Origin of the sequence: Rouxiella sp. Mn2063 (genome assembly GCF_049319665.1) — a bacterium.
Classification (GTDB): domain Bacteria; phylum Pseudomonadota; class Gammaproteobacteria; order Enterobacterales; family Enterobacteriaceae; genus JBMOUD01.
The window spans coordinates 1-18,080 of sequence record NZ_JBMOUD010000007.1; the positions used below are offsets into that span (position 1 = coordinate 1).

Sequence of the window (18,080 nt, forward strand, 5' to 3'; positions counted from 1 at the left end):
CTCCCCGCCTCCGGGTTCAAGCCAACGATAAATCCATTGTCTTTCACCACTCCACCGGTGGCATTTTGAGTGCGCTTAGCGGCTTTTAAATCAAAAGAAAAAAGGCAAAGGCAAAGGCAAAGGCAAAGGCAAAGGCAAAGGCAGATTAGTTTTTGACGTAACAAGGTTGGTGGCGCACTCAAAATTTCACTGACGAGTGGTGGAGAGACGGCGCAGCAGGCTCGAGCCCGAGGAAGGGATGGCGAAGCCATGAAATTTGCGCCTGTCGCTGCGGTGCCTGAAACACAGCCTAATTGGAATACGATATAACACCATGAAAAGGCGCGGGATGCCGAAGGGTTCCGCCTTGAACCCTTCGGTCGGTTTCGTCTGCGGAGCCGCATTGGGCACCGCGCTTCGAAAACCGAAATATTCACCATTCCGGTTTTACAAAACCACCTTAAAGCACGGTGATTGCTTTAATCTCCAAGCCCTTCTGGCTTAAAGAAACCGCCAAAATCCCGGTCTGGATTCCCCTACTGCCATCCATAACGACGCACAAAGATGCCTTTCACTGCCTGAGTCAGCACCATGTACGCGGCCAGAATGACGACCAACCATGGGAAATAGCTCAGCGGCAATGCCTGCAATTGCAGGAAGCTGGCAATTGGCGAGTAGACTAAGGCAATGCCTGTAACGACCACAGCCAGCGTCATCACACACAGCGGCCAAGCGGCGCGGCTTTGGATAAATGGCACTTTGCGGGTACGAATCATATGCACAATCAGCGTTTGTGACAGCAGGCCTTCAATGAACCAGCCAGACTGGAACAAGGTCTGCGCGTGCACTGTATCGGCCTTGAATACCCACCACATCAAGCTAAAGGTCAGCACGTCGAACACCGAACTGATTGGCCCGAAGAACACCATAAAGCGGCCGATATCTCCCGCGTTCCAGTTTTGTGGTTTTGACAGTTGCTCTTCATCGACGTTATCAAACGGAATAGCGACTTGTGACACATCGTAAATCAGGTTCTGTACCAGCAAATGCAATGGCAGCATCGGCAAGAACGGTAAGAAGGCACTGGCGATCAATACGCTAAATACGTTACCGAAGTTGGAGCTGGCGGTCATTTTGATGTATTTGAGCATATTGGCGAAAGTACGGCGGCCTTCGGTTACGCCCTGTTCCAGTACCATCAGGCTCTTTTCCAACAGGATGATATCCGCCGCTTCTTTGGCAATATCGACTGCAGAATCGACCGAAATTCCGATATCAGCAGCGCGCAATGCCGGAGCATCGTTGATACCATCGCCCATAAAGCCGACAACGTGGCCACGTTCACGCAGCACACGGACAATACGTTCTTTGTGCAGCGGCGCTAACTTGGCAAATACTGTGGTGTTCTGCGCGACTTCGGCAAGCTCAGCATCGCCCATAGTTTCGATATCGCTGCCAATCAGCATATTATCGACGGTTAATCCCACGTCTTTACAGACTTTACGCGCCACCAGCGGGTTATCACCGGTCAGGATTTTAACGACCACACCTTTGCTTTGCAGCGCTTTTAATGCAGGAGCAGTACTCTCTTTTGGTGGATCGAGGAAGGCGATATAACCGGCCAAAATCAGACTAGATTCATCCGCTACCGCGTAACCTTCTGTACGTGCGGGCATAACTTTATGCGCCACGGCAACCACGCGCAGGCCTTGCTGGTTGAGGTCATCAGTAATGCGGCGAATGCGCACCAGCATCTGCTCGCTCATTGGTACGGTTTCGTCATTGATTTGCACCAGAGTACAAATCGACAGCATCTCTTCCAGCGCACCTTTACAGATCAGACGATGATGTTCCTGAGATTCAGACACCACAACTGACATGCGGCGGCGGTCAAAGTCGAAAGGAATTTCATCGACTTTTTGGGTTTTCTTCAGCTCTTCCTGCGTTTGCGTACAATCGGTGCTTTCCAATACCGCCACATCCAGCAGATTTTTCAGGCCAGTTTGGTAGTAACTGTTTAGCCAAGCCAGATGCAATACGCTGTCGCTGCTCGCACCCAGCACATCGGTGTGGCGCTCCAATACAATCTTATCTTGTGTCAGGGTACCGGTTTTATCGGTGCACAGAATATCCATCGCGCCAAAGTTTTGGATAGCATCCAATCGTTTCACGATCACTTTTTGACGCGACAGTTTGACCGCCCCTTTGGCCAGCGTCGAGGTCACAATCATCGGCAGCATTTCTGGCGTCAGGCCAACGGCAACGGAGAGCGCAAACAGCGCAGCTTCCCACCAATCGCCTTTGGTATAACCGTTAATCAGCAAGACTATCGGCGTCATCACCATCATGAAACGGATCAGCAACCAGCTTACTTTAGTAATACCTGCCTGGAATGCGTTCGGCTGCTGGTCAGTTTGCGTGACGCGCTCGGCCAGTTGACCAAACCAAGTTTGCGCACCGGTCGCTATTACCATCGCCATTGCGGTACCGCTGACCACGTTGGTCCCCATAAAGCACAGCGTATCTTGCTCTAAAGGATGGCAATCGGCTGGCATACGGCTGTTAGCTTGCTTTTCCACCGGCAGAGATTCGCCGGTCAGCGCCGCTTGGCTGATAAACAGATCTTTGGCCGATAAAATACGCAGGTCAGCTGGGATCATATCACCTGCAGACAGCTTAACCAGATCGCCCGGCACCAGCTGATTAATCGGCACTTCAACCGTCGCACTACGCCCGGTCAGCGCATCGCTGCGCAATACTGTCGCCGTATTGCTAACCATTGCTTTAAGGGCATCAGCGGCCTTATTAGAACGCGCTTCTTGAATGAAACGCATAATGGTTGAGATAAGCACCATCGCGCTTATCACCAGCGCACCGGTAATATCTTCGGTCGCGTAGGAGATGAGTGCCAGCAAAGTGAGCAATAAATTGAACGGGTTGCGATAACAGATCCACAGATGCTGCCACCAAGACATCGGCTGCTGATCGCCGGTTTGGTTAGCCCCAACCCGCTCGCGAATCGCGTCAGCTTCTTGCTCAGTCAGGCCTTCATCATGGCAACCAAACTGCAAGTAGAGTTGTTCAATCGGTGCTTTAGCACAAGCCTGGCTGTGTTCGGCGATAGACGCGGGTACGTCCTGCACCGCCTGCCCTTTGCCAGTGCTTTCCAGCATAGGAGAACGATGCACCAAACGGCGCGGTAAATTACGGCTCAGAGCATTGAACAAACGTTGAGTGATATTTTTAAACATAATGATGCGCACCTTTGTTGCGCCCACGGCAAAACAGCCAAGAGCATGGCAAAAGGATTATATAAACAGCGCGAACTCCAGAGGTCGCTACTGCTTACCTGTAATCGGCAAGCAGCGGCGTAAAAGGCAGGTGCTTACCGGGTCATATCGGACTTATTGTTGTGTTGGGGTCGGGGTCCATTACTTTCTCTTCGGTAGGCCATTTATCTGCGATAAACATTGCAGTTGTATAAATAATCTCGGTGTACAAAGATTTTTTTTACCCGCTATGATTCTCAGATAAAGCGAAACGATGCGGAGTACAAAATTCCTTCATCTCCACATCACTAAATCGTATCTATTCGGATTAAAAAGCCTTAGGGTAACCGCAAGAAATACGCCACAGCGGTTATTTCAGCGCGTGTATAATACTCTTTTCAACATGAACAGTAATTAAACCATGTCTAATCGTCTGACCATCAAGGATATTGCTCGTTTGAGCGGCGTCGGGAAATCAACCGTTTCCCGCGTATTGAATAATGAAGGACACGTCAGTGACAACACACGAGAACGCGTGTTGGAAGTGATTAATCAGCATTCGTTTAGCCCGTCCAAATCGGCTCGAGCGATGCGAGGTCAGAGTGATAAAGTAGTGGCAATTATTATCAGTCGTCTTGACTCCCCTTCTGAGAATCAGGCCTTACGTGCCATGCTGCCGCTGTTTTATGAGCAGGGTTACGACCCTATCGTGATGGAAAGCCAGTTCAGCAGTCAGCGCGTAGGTGAACATCTCAAAGTGCTGCATCAGCGTAGCGTCGATGGCATTGTGTTGTTTGGTTTTACCGAGTTGGACGTCGAGCAGTTGATGCCATGGCAAGATAAAATGGTGGTAATGGCACGAGAGTATCCGGGCTTATCTTCCGTATGTTATGACGATGCTGGCGCCGTTAGCCTGTTACTGAACAAGCTTTATGAAAAGGGCCAGCGGCATATCAGCTATGTTGGCGTTGATGCCAAAGATGCCACGACGGGTAAATTACGTAGCCAGTCCTACCTCGATTTTTGCCAGCAACATAACCTGACACCGGCCATTGCCTTGGGTGAACTTAGCTACCACAGCGGTTTTCGTTTGGCCTCGCAAGTGCTAAGCCCACAGACCGATGCGATTGTCTGCGCCTCGGATACTATTGCACTCGGCGTCACTAAATATCTGCAAGAGCAGCAAGCCAGCAATGTGCGCGTTGTCGGCATAGGGAACAACCCATTACTTAAGTTTCTGTTCCCAAAAAGTTTTTCTATTGATTTAGGCTACGAACAAGCCGGGAATGCCGCCGCACGCCTGCTGTTAGAACAGGTATTAAGAAGTGCAGCGCCACAGCAAATCATTATTCCTAGCAAGCTGGCCGATTAACCTATTTTTCTAAATTTTGTGATCTTGCTTTCAAAATTGGGAACGTTCCCGGATCTAAATCCAGAAGACAGGATATGCTGCATGCATTACTTGTCCTAAACGTAAATTCTCTGCCTACACCACTACGAGAAAAACACCAGAATGAGCAAAGTCAAACAACAAAATATAGACCGCTTAATTGAGCTAATCGGTGGTCGCGATAATATTGCTACTGTTACCCATTGCATCACTCGCCTGCGCTTCGTGCTACAAGACCCGGCCAGTGCCGATCCTAAAGCGATTGAAGCCTTGCCGATGGTTAAAGGCTGCTTTACCAATGCCGGTCAGTTCCAGGTAGTGATTGGCCCTGAGGTCGATGATTACTATAAGGCGCTAACGGCAACGATGGGCCGTGAAGGCACGACCAAAGATGAAGCCAAAGTGGCCGCGCGCCAAAACATGAGCTGGTTTGAGCGTGGGATCTCACACTTTGCCGAGATCTTCTTCCCACTGCTGCCAGCACTTATCAGCGGCGGCTTGATCCTCGGTTTCCGTAATGTTATCGGCGATATTCCCTTCGGCGATGGCAAAACGCTGGCCCAATCAAGCGAGACGTGGAAAACCCTCTATGACTTCTTATGGCTGCTGGGCGAAGCCATCTTTATGTTCCTGCCGGTTGCCGTGTGTTGGTCTACGGTGAAGAAAATGGGCGGCACCGAGATCCTCGGTATCGTATTAGGGATTACGCTGGTCTCACCACAGTTGATGAATGCTTATCAGCTTGGACAACAAACACCAGATGTCTGGCATTTTGGTTGGTTTACCATTCAGAAAGTCGGCTATCAGGCGCAGGTGATCCCATCGGTTCTGGCCGGGATGGCGCTGGTATTTATTGAAAATGGCATGAAAAAAATCGTGCCTAACTATCTCTATCTGGTGATTGTGCCGGTTGTGTCGTTGATTCTGGCGGTCTTCCTTGCGCACACACTGATTGGTCCGTTTGGCCGCAGTATCGGCAATGGCGTTGCCTGGGTAGTGAAAAGCGTCATGACCGGCAGCTTCGCCCCAATTGGTGCAGCGCTGTTTGGTTTCTTCTACGCCCCGCTGGTGATAACCGGTATCCATCAGACCACATTAGCTATCGATATGCAGATGGTGCAAAGCACCGGTGGCACACCAGTCTGGCCGCTGATTGCATTATCTAATATCGCTCAGGCCGCTGCCGTGCTGGGTATTGTGATCATTAGCCGCAAACACAATGAGCGCGAGATTTCCGTACCGGCAACCATTTCCGCCTTCCTGGGTGTAACAGAGCCTGCGATGTACGGTATCAACCTGAAATATCGCTTCCCAATGCTGTGCGCAATGATTGGTTCATGCCTCGCTGCACTGATCTGTGGTCTGTATGGCGTGACCGCTAACGGCATTGGTGTCGGCGGCTTACCGGGCATTCTGTCCATCAAACCGCAGTTCTGGGTGGTCTTCTCCATCGCGATGCTGGTAGCAACCGTAGTGCCGGTCGTGCTGACCATTCTGGTCTATCAACGTAAGTTCCGTCGCGGCGAGCTGGCGGTTTAATTTTCGAACTACTTTGTACTGTTATTTTAAAATAAGGCGAGTCTGGCAATGAATACTCCTGTGCCATGGTGGCAAAACGGCGTTATCTACCAAATTTATCCGAAGAGTTTTCAGGACAGCACTGGCAGCGGAACGGGCGACATTAACGGGATTATCCGTCGTCTGGACTACCTGCAAACCTTAGGGGTGGACGCGCTGTGGATCACTCCGATGTATCCTTCTCCGCAGGTAGATAATGGTTATGATGTTGCAGATTACTGCGGTATCGATCCAAGTTACGGCACAATGGACGATTTTAAGGCACTGATCGCCGCCGCGCATCAGCGCGGTATTCGTCTGGTGATGGACATGGTGTTTAACCATACTTCGACCGAACATCCGTGGTTTAAACAGGCACAGGATAGCGCTAGCCCGTATCGAGATTTCTATATCTGGCGTGATGCCAGCGCTGAAGGATTACCGAATAACTGGCGATCTAAATTTGGTGGGAACGCCTGGCAATGGCATGCCGAAAGCGGTCAGTATTTTTTGCATCTGTTTGCCCCAGAACAGGCGGACCTCAACTGGGAGCACCCGCCGGTGCGCCAGGCCTTAAAGCAGGTTTGTGAGTTTTGGGCTGACCTTGGTGTGGATGGCTTACGTCTGGATGTGATAAATCTGGTCTCGAAAGAGCAGGATTTCCCGTCTGATGATAGCGGCGATGGCCGCCGTTTCTATACCGATGGCCCGCGCATTCATGAGTTTTTGCAGGAGATGAGCCGCGATGTATTCCAGCCAAAAGGCTTGATGACCGTCGGCGAGATGTCTTCGACTAAGCTCGAGCACTGTCAGCGCTATGCGGCTCTAGATGGCGGCGAACTATCGATGACCTTCAATTTCCACCATCTGAAGGTCGATTACCCTCAAGGCCAGAAATGGGCGTTGGCGAAGCCGGATTTTGTCGAGCTGAAAAGCATTTTCAACCAGTGGCAACAAGGGATGCACGGTCACGCCTGGAACGCACTGTTCTGGTGTAATCACGATCAGCCGCGCATTGTTTCACGCTTTGGTGATGAAGGGCCGCTACGCGTTGTGGCCGCCAAGATGTTGGCGATGGTGCTACATGGAATGCAGGGCACACCTTATATTTATCAGGGCGAAGAGATTGGCATGACTAACCCTGGCTATCAACGTATCGAGCAATATCGTGACGTTGAAAGTCTGAATATGTTTGCCGAACTCGCAGAGGCAGGCCAGGACCAGCAGCAGTTGCTGGCCATTTTAGCCACTAAATCCCGCGATAATGGCCGTACACCAATGCAATGGGATGCCTCGCCAAACGCTGGGTTTACTGAAGGTACCGCCTGGATTAGCCCGGCCGAGAATTACCTGCAGATTAACGCCGAACAGGCGCTGGCGGATCAAGATTCGGTATTTTATACCTATCAGCAACTGATCCAGCTTCGTAAAAGTCTACCGATACTGACTCAAGGCGATTATCAGGATCAACTGCCTGAACATCCGCATTTGTGGTGTTATCAGCGCAGCTGGCAAGGTCAAAAATTGGTGGTATGGTGTAATCTCAGTGCAGAATCGCAACAGGTTCCACTCACATCTCCTGCCGGTGAATGGTTGCTCGGTAACTACGAGGATGCGCCAAACCACGGTAATTTACGTCCTTTTGAAGCCGTTTACTGGCTCGTATAGGCCGACTATTACTCTCAATGAGCGGCTATATTGCCGCTCTTTTTTTACTTCCTTCCCTGATTTTTTTACTCCTCTTTTTCGACGTACCTTCCAAAATCCACATACTGTATTTTCCTTGTCTTAGGTCAATCAAATAGACATTAAGCAGCGAGAAATATCTATATATAGTGCGTATATTCAACATCAATTCATATATATGGTATTTCATTGCAATGTACGCTGATGCAACTAATCAATAGTCCTCATCAGCGTGCTCGCTCAAGGAGAAAAATTTTGAACCTAGCTGCCGACCTTTTTCAGCCCAACGGTGCTCATCAAGCCCTGCCAATAGTGGTCAAACGCGATGGCTGCCGGGTGCCTTTTGATCAAAGGCGCATCAAGCAGGCGGTACAGCATGCCGCAGCAGCAGCGGGGATAGATTGTGGTGATTATTGTCAACAGGTCGCGCAGGCAGTCAGCCTCGGATTACAACAGCGTCAACAGGTTGATATTCATGAGATTCAGGATGCGGTAGAAAATCAGTTGATGTCAGGGCCATACAAACAACTCGCTCGGTTATATATTGAATATCGTCATGACAGAGACGTAGGACGTGAACGGCGTGGACAGTTGAATCAGGCGATCCGCGGGCTGGTCGAACAAAGCAATATGTCGCTGCTCAATGAAAATGCCAATAAAGATAGCAAGGTGATCCCAACCCAGCGTGACCTGCTTGCCGGGATCGTCTCTAAACATTACGCCACCCAGCATATTTTACCTCGCGATGTAGTCCTCGCTCACCAGCGTGGTGAGATCCACTATCACGATCTCGATTACTCCCCCTTCTTTCCAATGTTTAACTGCATGTTGATCGACTTGCGCGGCATGCTGACTCGAGGGTTTAAAATGGGCAACGCTGAGATCGACAGCCCTAAATCGATCTCTACTGCCACCGCGGTCACTGCACAAATTATTGCTCAGGTCGCCAGCCATATTTATGGCGGCACCACGATTAACCGTATTGATGAAGTTTTGGCCCCTTATGTAACGCAAAGTTTTAATAAACATCTGGCGGTCGCCGAACAGTGGCGCATCAATGATACTCAAGCATTTGCTCGCGAGCGCACAGAAAAAGAGTGTTATGACGCCTTTCAATCATTGGAATATGAGGTGAATACGCTGCATACCGCTAACGGCCAAACGCCATTTGTCACCTTTGGTTTTGGATTGGGCACCAGTTGGGAATCGCGCTTAATTCAACAATCCATTCTAGGCAATCGCATCGCCGGGCTGGGTAAAAACCGTAAAACGGCGGTATTCCCTAAGTTGGTCTTTGCCATCCGCGACGGTGTGAATCATCGCCCCGGGGATGTCAACTACGATATCAAACAACTCGCCGTTGAGTGCGCCAGTAAACGTATGTATCCCGATATCCTCAATTATGATCAAGTGGTGAAGGTCACCGGCTCCTTTAAGACGCCAATGGGTTGCCGCAGCTTCCTCGGTGTGTATGAAGAAAACGGCCAACAGATCCACGAAGGCCGTAATAATATTGGCGTGATCAGCTTGAACCTGCCGCGTATTGCGCTGGAAGCCAAACATGATGAAGCTGTGTTTTGGGCGTTACTCGATCGGCGTCTCTTGCTAGCCAGGAAAGCCTTAATGACGCGGATTGCCCGTCTGGAAGGAGTAAAAGCCCGGGTTGCACCCATTTTATATATGGAAGGGGCCTGCGGCGTGCGGCTAAAAGCCGACGATGATATCTCAGAGATTTTCAAACATGGCCGTGCGTCAATTTCTTTGGGTTATATCGGCGTACATGAAACCATTAATGCACTGTTTGGCAATGACACCCATCTCTTCGATCAATCGATACTGCAAGAAAAAGCACAGGCGATCGTCGCCAAACTAAAAGCCGCGGTAGAGAGCTGGAAAGAAGAAACCGGCTACGGATTTAGCCTGTACAGCACTCCAAGCGAGAATCTATGCGATCGTTTCTGCCAATTAGATGCCGCAGAGTTCGGCTTGGTAGCCGGGGTAACCGATAAAGGTTATTACACCAACAGCTTCCATTTAGACGTTGAGAAGAAAGTCGATCCCTATCAAAAACTGGACTTTGAAGCGCCCTATCCAGCCATCAGCAACGGCGGCTTTATCTGTTATGGCGAATACCCGAACTTACAGCACAACCTGAAAGCCTTAGAAGATGTTTGGGATTATAGCTATCAGCGCGTGCCTTACTACGGAACCAATACGCCTATCGATGAATGTTACGACTGTGGCTTTACCGGCGAATTTAGCTGTACCAGCAAAGGTTTCACCTGCCCAAAATGTGGCAATCATGATTCAGCTCGGGTGTCGGTCACCCGCCGCGTCTGTGGCTATCTCGGCAGCCCGGATGCCCGCCCGTTTAATGCCGGTAAACAAGAAGAAGTGAAACGACGAGTGAAACACTTAAACAACGGCCAGTTAGGGTAATGCTTTGAATTATCATCAATACTATCCGATTGATGTGGTTAACGGGCCGGGAACGCGCTGTACTTTGTTTGTTTCCGGTTGCGTCCACCAATGCCGCGGCTGCTATAACCAAAGTACCTGGCGGCTCGATTCTGGCCAGCCTTTTACTCAGGCGCTAGAAGATCGCATTATTCGCGATCTGCAGGATATCTTGATCCCGCGGCAAGGATTGTCGCTATCCGGCGGCGATCCGTTGCATCCACAAAATCTGGTGGCGATCGTCCAATTATTGCAGCGCGTGCGCGATGAATGTCCGGGAAAAGATGTCTGGCTATGGAGTGGCTATAGATTTGAAGAGTTATCGGCAGATCAGCAACAAGCGATCGCGCTGATCAATGTCTTAGTCGATGGTAAGTTTGTGCAAGAGCTGCACGATCCGTCATTGATCTGGCGCGGTAGCAGTAATCAGGTGGTGCATAGGTTGCGGTGAGGGGAATTAATTAGGGAAACGTTCTTTTTGGTGAGCAACAGCAAGTATTTTCAGCGCCTCCTGCTCAATGAAGTAAACAATCAATAAAGACGCCCGGCTCACTAATAATTTCCTCATCCTGCCATACCAAGCTTTCCCCAAGTGGGGGTTGCTGGTTAATAACTTAATAGATTTCATCAATTCTATATCAGCTTGTTCCGCAGCTCGTGGGTTAATAGGATAAAGAAATTCAAAAATCCGCTGTCGGTCTTGTAAGGCAGACTCTGCCCATTCAACCCGCATAATTGCCTCTATTTTTTCGCCAGCTTGGCTCGGATATTGTCCTTAAAAGATTCCATGAGCTGTTCAGCTTGTGGTTCCTGCAAATAGTAACTCTCCCCACAATCAAGTTGAGCAAATGCAGCATCAACCTTGTTCTTTAACCATGCATCATGAGACTCAGCTTCTCTCTGTTCTTCAGCAAGCTGCTCGGCTAAATTGCGGCAAGCTTCGCTGAGGGTCATCCCTTTGCTTTGTGCCGCCTTTTGCGCTAGCTGTTTCGTTTCATTATCGATGCGAAATTGGATACGACTTTCCATTGCGCCCTCGTAGATTGGTTAATTTACAGACAAGTTATGTTAGCACAAATGTGATGACAGCGAGGCAACTATGCCGAAGATGAATATACTCTCACCATGGTATTGATAAATGGCCGCGATTCCCCTTGGCTTGGCTAATATCTGCCGCCAGATTGTGCGCCTTGTTCATGGTTGCATTTCCCTTAATTGACATACTTCCTCCTTGTAAAAATCAATCTAACAACCCATCAGCACTTTGGCTTTACTGCGCACCTCAGCAAGTTCTGCTGCCGATACTTGCCCTTTCTTCAGTGCGTTTCTATGTCGCCAGTCCAGACTTTTAAGCCGATCGGATAACACCACGCTTGGCGGGTTTCCGGCTATTTCACGATAACTTGCGGCATAGCACTCACCTCATACATATCTGCATTGAGGCAACCATAGTATCTACCGCCTTTAAGTATCAACAATGTTGATACTTAAAGATGTCTGGCTATCCAAATAACGCCCCTATCGTTATCGCAAATGTTATTCATGACCAGTCCATCATCACAACGCTGCGAGATGCCGCGCAAACTTCACTTCCCTCAAGTTAACAACCCCAGGCCATTTTGCTATTCTCGACGCCATGCAATTCGCCCTTCTCTCTGTAAAAATTTAAAATAATCAATAAGGAAATACTGTGAACTCGCCTAACGAGATGTTTAAGAAAGAGATTGAATGGTCATGTCGCCATATGGTCAGGACACTCAAACAAGTCCAGATGCTGCCGGACTTACGCCATGTTCGCCTCGCCTGCAATATGCATCTCGATTTGAAAATGATCCCGTTGGTAGAAGGTTTACTTAAAAAGAACGCCAAGATTTTTCTGACTACCTGCAACCCAACAACGGTGCAAGATGATGTGGTGGCTTATCTGGTCGCCGCCGGGGCTGAGGCCTGCGCCTGGCGCAATATGAGCGATACAGACTGGCGTGATTCATGGGAAAAAGCTATTGCCTGGCGACCAACCCATTTATGTGAAATGGGCGCAGATATTACGACATTGCTGCATCAGCGCGGCGAATTCGGCGATGTTGTAGCCTGTCTGGAAGCCACCGGTTCTGGCGTGAACCGTCTGGCAGACCTGCGTCCGGGCTACCCTATTTTTAACTGGGATGATCTGCCGGTTAAAGAAGGCCTGCATAACCGCCATATGGTCGGATTAACCGCCTGGCAGACCTTCTTCCAAACGACGCATCTGACCTTACATGAAAAGCGCGTATTGGTGATTGGCTACGGACTGGTAGGCCAAGGCGTTGCCGCTGCGGCGAAAGCTTACGGTGGACAGGTAATGGTCGCAGAGCTTGATCCTGCACGTCGTCTGCAGGCTGCCTATGATGGCTGGCACATCGTGGATATTGATGATGCTATTGCCACCAGCGATGTCGTTGCGACAGCGACCGGAGCAACGAGAGTAGTTAGCGCAGCCGTACTGGATAAAGCCAAAGACGGCGTCTTTGTCCTTAACGTAGGCCACGTTGCTCAGGAGATCGACTGCGAATATCTGCAACAATATCCGAACGAAGAAGTGATGCCCTTTATCAATGCCTATCAGTTGCCAGGTAAAACGCTCTATTTGATGGCAAACGGATCGATGCTAAACCTGACCGCAGGTTTCGGCGATAGCCTAAACGCTTTCGACGTTACGCTCGCCGTCATGGCCAGCGGTATCAAACATATTGTTACCGACGGCCAACGGGCAGATAACGCGGTGTATTTGCTGCCGAAAAGCGTCTGGGAAAACGCGTTATAACTGACTGTTTCCCCCACATCCTTCCCATCTGGCTTTTATCTGCCTCAGACCTTTTACACTGGTTTCTGAGGCAGAACATTCCCATTGGACGCACAGCAATAAACCATTATTCCGCCCTTTGATTAGGCGCTATCACACAGACTTCATCATTCTGCAACCGCGCATTCACCCCGCTGTCATCATTGCCCGGCAACATACACCTCAACACCGAATTGAGGTTGACACTATGTACGCCCTGTTTCGCTTACAGCACCACAGCTCTTCGGTAAGTATTCAAACATCAAAAACCATGTGCGCATCGTCCTTGAGCATTGGCCCAGACTACGCGGAGTTTTTATTATGATGAACTTATCTAGACATCCGACCAGTTTCCCCACGCGCTATCAGCAAATTGCTGCCGAACTGGAACTTGATCTACGTAATATCTATCGCTGCGGTGATTATTTACCGCCAGAGCAACAACTAGCAGAACGTTTTCAGGTTAATCGCCATACGTTACGTCGTGCAGTCGATGAGTTGGTTGAACGAGGCTGGCTGCAACGCCGCCACGGCATCGGCATTCTGGTGCTGATGCGTCCTTACGATTACCCACTGCATTCCCAAGCCCGCTTTAGTCAGAATCTACTGGAACAAGGCAGCCACCCCACCAGCGAAAAACTCCTGGCGGTGCTACGCCCGGCACCCGACCACGTCGCCAGCGCGCTGGGTTTGCAGGAAGGGGATACGGTGATTCATCTGCGTACTTTACGCCGGGTTAATGACACTCCGGTTTGCGTGATTGACCACTATTTGCCGGACCTAGGCTGGTGGCCCGCATTACAGCATTTCAATAACGGTTCATTGCACGAGTTTATCCGCAAAGAGATGAATCAAAATCTGAGCCGCCGCACTACTCGTATTAACGCCCGCCGCGCACTGGTGAAAGAGAGCAAGTTACTCGAAATCGTTCCTCAGGCACCGCTGCTTTGCGTTCGCACTTTGAATATCTGTGAAGGCTCGGACAGCGTGGCGGAATACTCCGTCAGCCTGACCCGTGCCGACATGATCGAACTGACTATGGAGCATTAAGTATGGACCATCTACAACCCCGCCAACGTTGGATGTCTGTGCTTGCACACAGTCAACCAACGGAGCTGCTGGCGTATTGGCAGCCGCTCAATCTTAACCCACAGTTTCAACGCCTGCGCGCCCCGGAAACTGGCCTGACTCAACTGCAAGGACGAATGGGCGGCACCGGCAAACGCTTTGTTATGGGCGATATGACCGTGACACGCGCCGTGGTGCAACTCGACTCTGGCGTTTATGGCTACAGCTACGTTGCTGGCAGAGATAAAGCTCACGCCGAGCTCTGCGCCATCATCGATGCCCTGCTGCAAGTGCAAGGTATGGACGAGCTTTTAAATAGCAAAGTGATCGCACCGCTGGCGGCACAGCAGCAGGCTCGCCGCGAAGAACGCGCCCGCCAGATTGCCTCTAGCCGCGTCGATTTCTTCACCTTGGTTAGAGGAGAATAAGCCATGTCGCTCGTTGCCAGTTTTAAACACCCCGTTGCCGATGCGCAATATAGCTTCCGCCGCATTCTTAAAGCATTAAGCGAACCAGGCGTAAACGTAGAACTGCCTGCTGTACAAAGCTTTGGCGCTCTGTGCCCAGCCAGCACCTGCGTGTTACTGACCCTGATCGACCAAGACACTCCGCTGTGGATAAGCCCGGTGTTGGACGATGAAGTGCTACGTCACAACCTACGTTTTCACACTGGAGCCGTACTGACCAATGATCCTCGCGAAGTGAGTTTTGCGCTGGCCGAAGGATCGCTGGATAGCAGCACGCTGCTGGCCTTCCCTTGTGGTGATGAGATGTCTCCAGAACTGGCAACCAGCGTCATCGTACAGGTTGAGGCCTTGACCGGTGGGCAACCGCTGCGTCTGCATGGCCCTGGCATCGAATCTACTCGCGTTATCAGCCCAGTATTACCTGATGCCGTGCGTGAATATCTGCTCAATCGTCCGCACCGTTTCCCGTTGGGTCTGGACTTTATGTTTACCTGCGGTGAGCAGTTGATCGCCCTGCCGCGCACCACCCACGTGGAGGTTTGCTGATGTACGTAGCCGTTAAAGGGGGCGAAAAGGCGATTGACGCTGCCCATGAACTTCTGGCGCATCAACGCCGGGGCGATACCGCCATTACTGAAGTCGAATGTGACCAAATTGAACAACAGCTTGGACTGGCCGTCGATCGTGTGATGAGTGAAGGTGGTATTTATGACCGCCAGCTCGCCGCACTGGCCATCAAACAAGCCAGCGGTGATATGGTCGAGGCGATTTTCATGCTGCGTGCCTATCGCACCACTTTGCCTCGTCTGGCTACTAGTCAGCCGCTCAATACCGCCAAGATGCGTTTAGAACGCCGTATTTCCGCCATCTATAAAGATTTACCGGGCGGCCAGGTATTAGGCCCGACTTACGATTACACCCATCGTTTGCTGGACTTCACGCTGCTCGCTGAAGGTAAAACACCGGTCGCGCCTATCGCTAATGAAGCGATGCCGGAAGAGTGTGGCCACGTGTTTGACCTGCTTGCTAATCAGCAACTTTCTATTGAAGAGCAAGATGACGGCAGCGAACCAGAAGACGTGACGCGCACGCCGCCCGTCTACCCAGCATCTCGCGCCGCCCGTTTGCAACAGTTGGTACGCGGCGACGAAGGTTTCTTGTTGTCATTAGCCTATTCCACCCAACGCGGTTATGGCCGTAACCACCCGTTTGCCGGCGAAATCCGCACCGGTTGGGTAACGGTGGAAATCGTGCCGGAAGAGTTGGGTTTTAGCATCGATATTGGTGAGATTTTGCTGACTGAATGCGAAATGGTTAATGGCTTCGTAGCGCCAGAAGACAGGCCACCGCACTTTACCCGCGGCTATGGTTTGGTGTTCGGTCGCGCCGAGCGCAAAGCAATGTCGATGTCGCTGGTCGATCGCTCGCTACAAACCCGTGAATATCAGGAACGTGTCACCAGCCCGGCACAGGATGAAGAGTTTGTGTTGTCACACGCTGACAACGTGGAAGCCGCTGGTTTCGTTTCGCACCTCAAATTGCCGCATTACGTTGATTTCCAGGCCGAGCTGGAGCTGCTAAAACGCCTGCGCCAGCAGCGTGATGACTCTCTAAATCAGGATCTGAGCAATGAAAAGTAAACAGCAAGATGCCTCTGTCGCCGAAGGATATAACCACGGCTATCTGGATGAACAGACCAAACGCATGATCCGCCGCGGCATTCTCAAAGCGGTGGCGATCCCCGGTTACCAAGTGCCTTTTGCCGGGCGCGAAATGCCAATGCCTTACGGTTGGGGAACCGGCGGTATTCAGCTCACTGCCAGCCTGATTGGTCAACAGGACGTGTTGAAAGTGATCGACCAAGGGGCCGATGACACCACTAACGCCGTGTCTATCCGCAAGTTCTTCCAACGTGTTGCCGGCGTAGAAGTGACAGAACGTACCAAAGAAGCCACGCTTATCCAAACGCGTCACCGTATTCCAGAAGCACCGTTGCAAGAAGATCAGATTCTTATCTTCCAAGTGCCGATCCCTGAGCCGCTGCGCTTTATCGAGCCACGAGAAACCGAAACCCGCAAGATGCACGCGCTGGAAGAGTACGGTGTGATGCAAGTGAAGTTGTATGAAGATATCGCGCGGTTTGGCCATATCGCGACGACTTATGCTTATCCGGTCAAGGTAAACGATCGCTACGTGATGGATCCCTCACCTATCCCAAAATTCGATAACCCGAAAATGAACCAGATGGCGGCGTTGCAACTCTTTGGTGCCGGTCGTGAAAAGCGTATTTATGCGCTGCCACCGTTTACTAAAGTTGAGAGCCTAGATTTCGAGGATCACCCTTTCACCGTGCAGCAATGGGATGAACCTTGCGCCATCTGTGGTTCTAAACACAGTTATTTAGACGAAGTGGTGCTCGATGATGTCGGCAACCATATGTTTGTCTGCTCCGACACCGACTATTGCGCCGAACAACTTGCGCTGCAAAGTGCAGCATCCACGGCCCCTTCCGATGAGGCGACTTCACGATGAACTCTCAGACTCAGGCGCAAACGCCACTGCTGTCAGTCGATAATCTGACCCATCTGTACGCGCCGGGCAAAGGCTTTATGGATGTCTCTTTCCAGCTTTATCCAGGCGAAGTGCTGGGGATCGTCGGTGAATCTGGCTCAGGTAAAACCACGCTACTGCAATCGATCTCTGCACGCTTGGCACCGCAAGCTGGGAAGGTGATTTATCACAACGGCAATCAGGCAGCGCAATCACTGTATGACATGTCGGAAAGCGATCGCCGTCGTCTGCTGCGTACCGATTGGGGCGTAGTGCATCAGCATCCAATGGACGGTTTACGTCCGCAGGTTTCCGCAGGCGGTAATATCGGCGAACGCTTGATGGCAATTGGTGAACGTAATTACGCCAATATCCGCCAACAAGCAACGAAATGGCTGGAAGATGTCGAGATCCCGGTTAATCGTCTGGATGACCTGCCAACGACGTTTTCTGGTGGCATGCAGCAACGTCTGCAAATTGCCCGCAATTTAGTGACGCACCCACGCTTGGTATTTATGGATGAACCAACCGGTGGATTGGACGTTTCTGTTCAGGCACGTCTGCTGGATTTGCTGCGCACTCTGGTGGTGGAAATGCAACTGGCCGTGGTCATTGTTACCCATGATTTGGGCGTTGCCCGCCTGCTAGCTAACCGATTGCTGGTGATGAAACAAGGTCAGGTGGTGGAAAGCGGATTAACTGACCGTGTGCTCGACGATCCGCATCACCCTTACACCCAGTTATTAGTGTCGTCGGTGCTGTCGTAATTTCAGCACCGCCGTGAGCAATGCCAGCGGATAAGTGATTGCCAAGGTAATCGCTTACAAATAGCCAAA

At 50.8% G+C, this 18,080-nt stretch carries 15 protein-coding genes; 12 read left to right on the plus strand and 3 right to left on the minus strand.

Translation table 11 applies throughout. From position 1 onward, the window contains the following. Positions 1 to 515: 515 nt before the first annotated feature. Positions 516 to 3,233 (minus strand): magnesium-translocating P-type ATPase, encoded by a 2,718-nt coding sequence (gene mgtA / locus ACL9RG_RS11980; protein WP_422793019.1) that lies wholly within the window; start codon positions 3,231 to 3,233, stop codon positions 516 to 518. Between the two features lie 436 nt (positions 3,234 to 3,669). Here mgtA and treR point away from each other — a divergent pair, with 436 nt between their 5' ends. The 5 genes from treR to nrdG all read left to right on the plus strand — a co-directional run bounded on the left by treR (position 3,670) and on the right by nrdG (position 10,789). After that, on the plus strand, positions 3,670 to 4,620 hold the full coding sequence (gene treR / locus ACL9RG_RS11985; RefSeq protein ID WP_422792849.1) for a trehalose operon repressor TreR: 951 nt from the start codon (positions 3,670 to 3,672) through the stop codon (positions 4,618 to 4,620). 141 nt (positions 4,621 to 4,761) lie between these two features. Continuing rightward, the gene (treB, locus tag ACL9RG_RS11990) at positions 4,762 to 6,177 is read left to right on the plus strand and encodes a PTS trehalose transporter subunit IIBC (protein ID WP_422792850.1); all 1,416 of its coding nucleotides are present in this window, start codon (positions 4,762 to 4,764) and stop codon (positions 6,175 to 6,177) included. A gap of 48 nt (positions 6,178 to 6,225) precedes the next feature. After that, positions 6,226 to 7,863 carry an alpha,alpha-phosphotrehalase gene (gene treC / locus ACL9RG_RS11995; protein WP_422792851.1) on the plus strand — a complete coding sequence of 546 codons (1,638 nt, stop codon included), beginning with the start codon at positions 6,226 to 6,228 and terminating at the stop codon, positions 7,861 to 7,863. Between the two features lie 321 nt (positions 7,864 to 8,184). After that, on the plus strand, positions 8,185 to 10,320 hold the full coding sequence (nrdD, locus tag ACL9RG_RS12000) for an anaerobic ribonucleoside-triphosphate reductase (protein WP_422793020.1): 2,136 nt from the start codon (positions 8,185 to 8,187) through the stop codon (positions 10,318 to 10,320). A 4-nt stretch (positions 10,321 to 10,324) separates the two neighbouring features. Beyond that, positions 10,325 to 10,789 (plus strand): anaerobic ribonucleoside-triphosphate reductase-activating protein, encoded by a 465-nt coding sequence (nrdG, locus tag ACL9RG_RS12005; RefSeq protein ID WP_422792852.1) that lies wholly within the window; start codon positions 10,325 to 10,327, stop codon positions 10,787 to 10,789. Positions 10,790 to 10,795: 6 nt separating this feature from the next. Here the strand turns inward: nrdG and ACL9RG_RS12010 are convergent, their stop codons facing one another. Both ACL9RG_RS12010 and ACL9RG_RS12015 read right to left on the minus strand, forming a co-directional pair. Beyond that, the gene (locus tag ACL9RG_RS12010) at positions 10,796 to 11,071 is read right to left on the minus strand and encodes a type II toxin-antitoxin system RelE/ParE family toxin (RefSeq protein ID WP_422792853.1); all 276 of its coding nucleotides are present in this window, start codon (positions 11,069 to 11,071) and stop codon (positions 10,796 to 10,798) included. A gap of 8 nt (positions 11,072 to 11,079) precedes the next feature. Further along, the gene (locus ACL9RG_RS12015) at positions 11,080 to 11,367 is read right to left on the minus strand and encodes a type II toxin-antitoxin system RelB/DinJ family antitoxin (protein WP_422792854.1); all 288 of its coding nucleotides are present in this window, start codon (positions 11,365 to 11,367) and stop codon (positions 11,080 to 11,082) included. 679 nt (positions 11,368 to 12,046) lie between these two features. Here ACL9RG_RS12015 and ACL9RG_RS12020 point away from each other — a divergent pair. From ACL9RG_RS12020 to phnK, 7 genes are all read left to right on the plus strand, one after another. Beyond that, positions 12,047 to 13,141 carry an adenosylhomocysteinase gene (locus ACL9RG_RS12020; protein WP_422793021.1) on the plus strand — a complete coding sequence of 365 codons (1,095 nt, stop codon included), beginning with the start codon at positions 12,047 to 12,049 and terminating at the stop codon, positions 13,139 to 13,141. Positions 13,142 to 13,483: 342 nt separating this feature from the next. Then, entirely contained in the window at positions 13,484 to 14,209 is a 726-nt protein-coding gene (phnF, locus tag ACL9RG_RS12025) for a phosphonate metabolism transcriptional regulator PhnF (RefSeq protein ID WP_422793022.1), read from the plus strand. A 2-nt stretch (positions 14,210 to 14,211) separates the two neighbouring features. Beyond that, the gene (phnG, locus tag ACL9RG_RS12030) at positions 14,212 to 14,655 is read left to right on the plus strand and encodes a phosphonate C-P lyase system protein PhnG (protein WP_422792856.1); all 444 of its coding nucleotides are present in this window, start codon (positions 14,212 to 14,214) and stop codon (positions 14,653 to 14,655) included. 3 nt (positions 14,656 to 14,658) lie between these two features. Next, a complete protein-coding gene (phnH, locus tag ACL9RG_RS12035) occupies positions 14,659 to 15,240 on the plus strand; it encodes a phosphonate C-P lyase system protein PhnH (protein ID WP_422792857.1) in 582 nt (193 codons plus the stop codon). Then, the gene (locus tag ACL9RG_RS12040) at positions 15,240 to 16,334 is read left to right on the plus strand and encodes a carbon-phosphorus lyase complex subunit PhnI (protein ID WP_422792858.1); all 1,095 of its coding nucleotides are present in this window, start codon (positions 15,240 to 15,242) and stop codon (positions 16,332 to 16,334) included. The genes phnH and ACL9RG_RS12040 overlap by 1 nt, the downstream gene beginning before the upstream one ends. Then, positions 16,324 to 17,226 (plus strand): alpha-D-ribose 1-methylphosphonate 5-phosphate C-P-lyase PhnJ, encoded by a 903-nt coding sequence (locus tag ACL9RG_RS12045; protein ID WP_422792859.1) that lies wholly within the window; start codon positions 16,324 to 16,326, stop codon positions 17,224 to 17,226. Before ACL9RG_RS12040 ends, ACL9RG_RS12045 begins: the two co-directional genes overlap by 11 nt. Beyond that, positions 17,223 to 18,011 carry a phosphonate C-P lyase system protein PhnK gene (gene phnK, locus ACL9RG_RS12050; protein WP_422792860.1) on the plus strand — a complete coding sequence of 263 codons (789 nt, stop codon included), beginning with the start codon at positions 17,223 to 17,225 and terminating at the stop codon, positions 18,009 to 18,011. Before ACL9RG_RS12045 ends, phnK begins: the two co-directional genes overlap by 4 nt. Positions 18,012 to 18,080 lie beyond the last annotated feature (69 nt).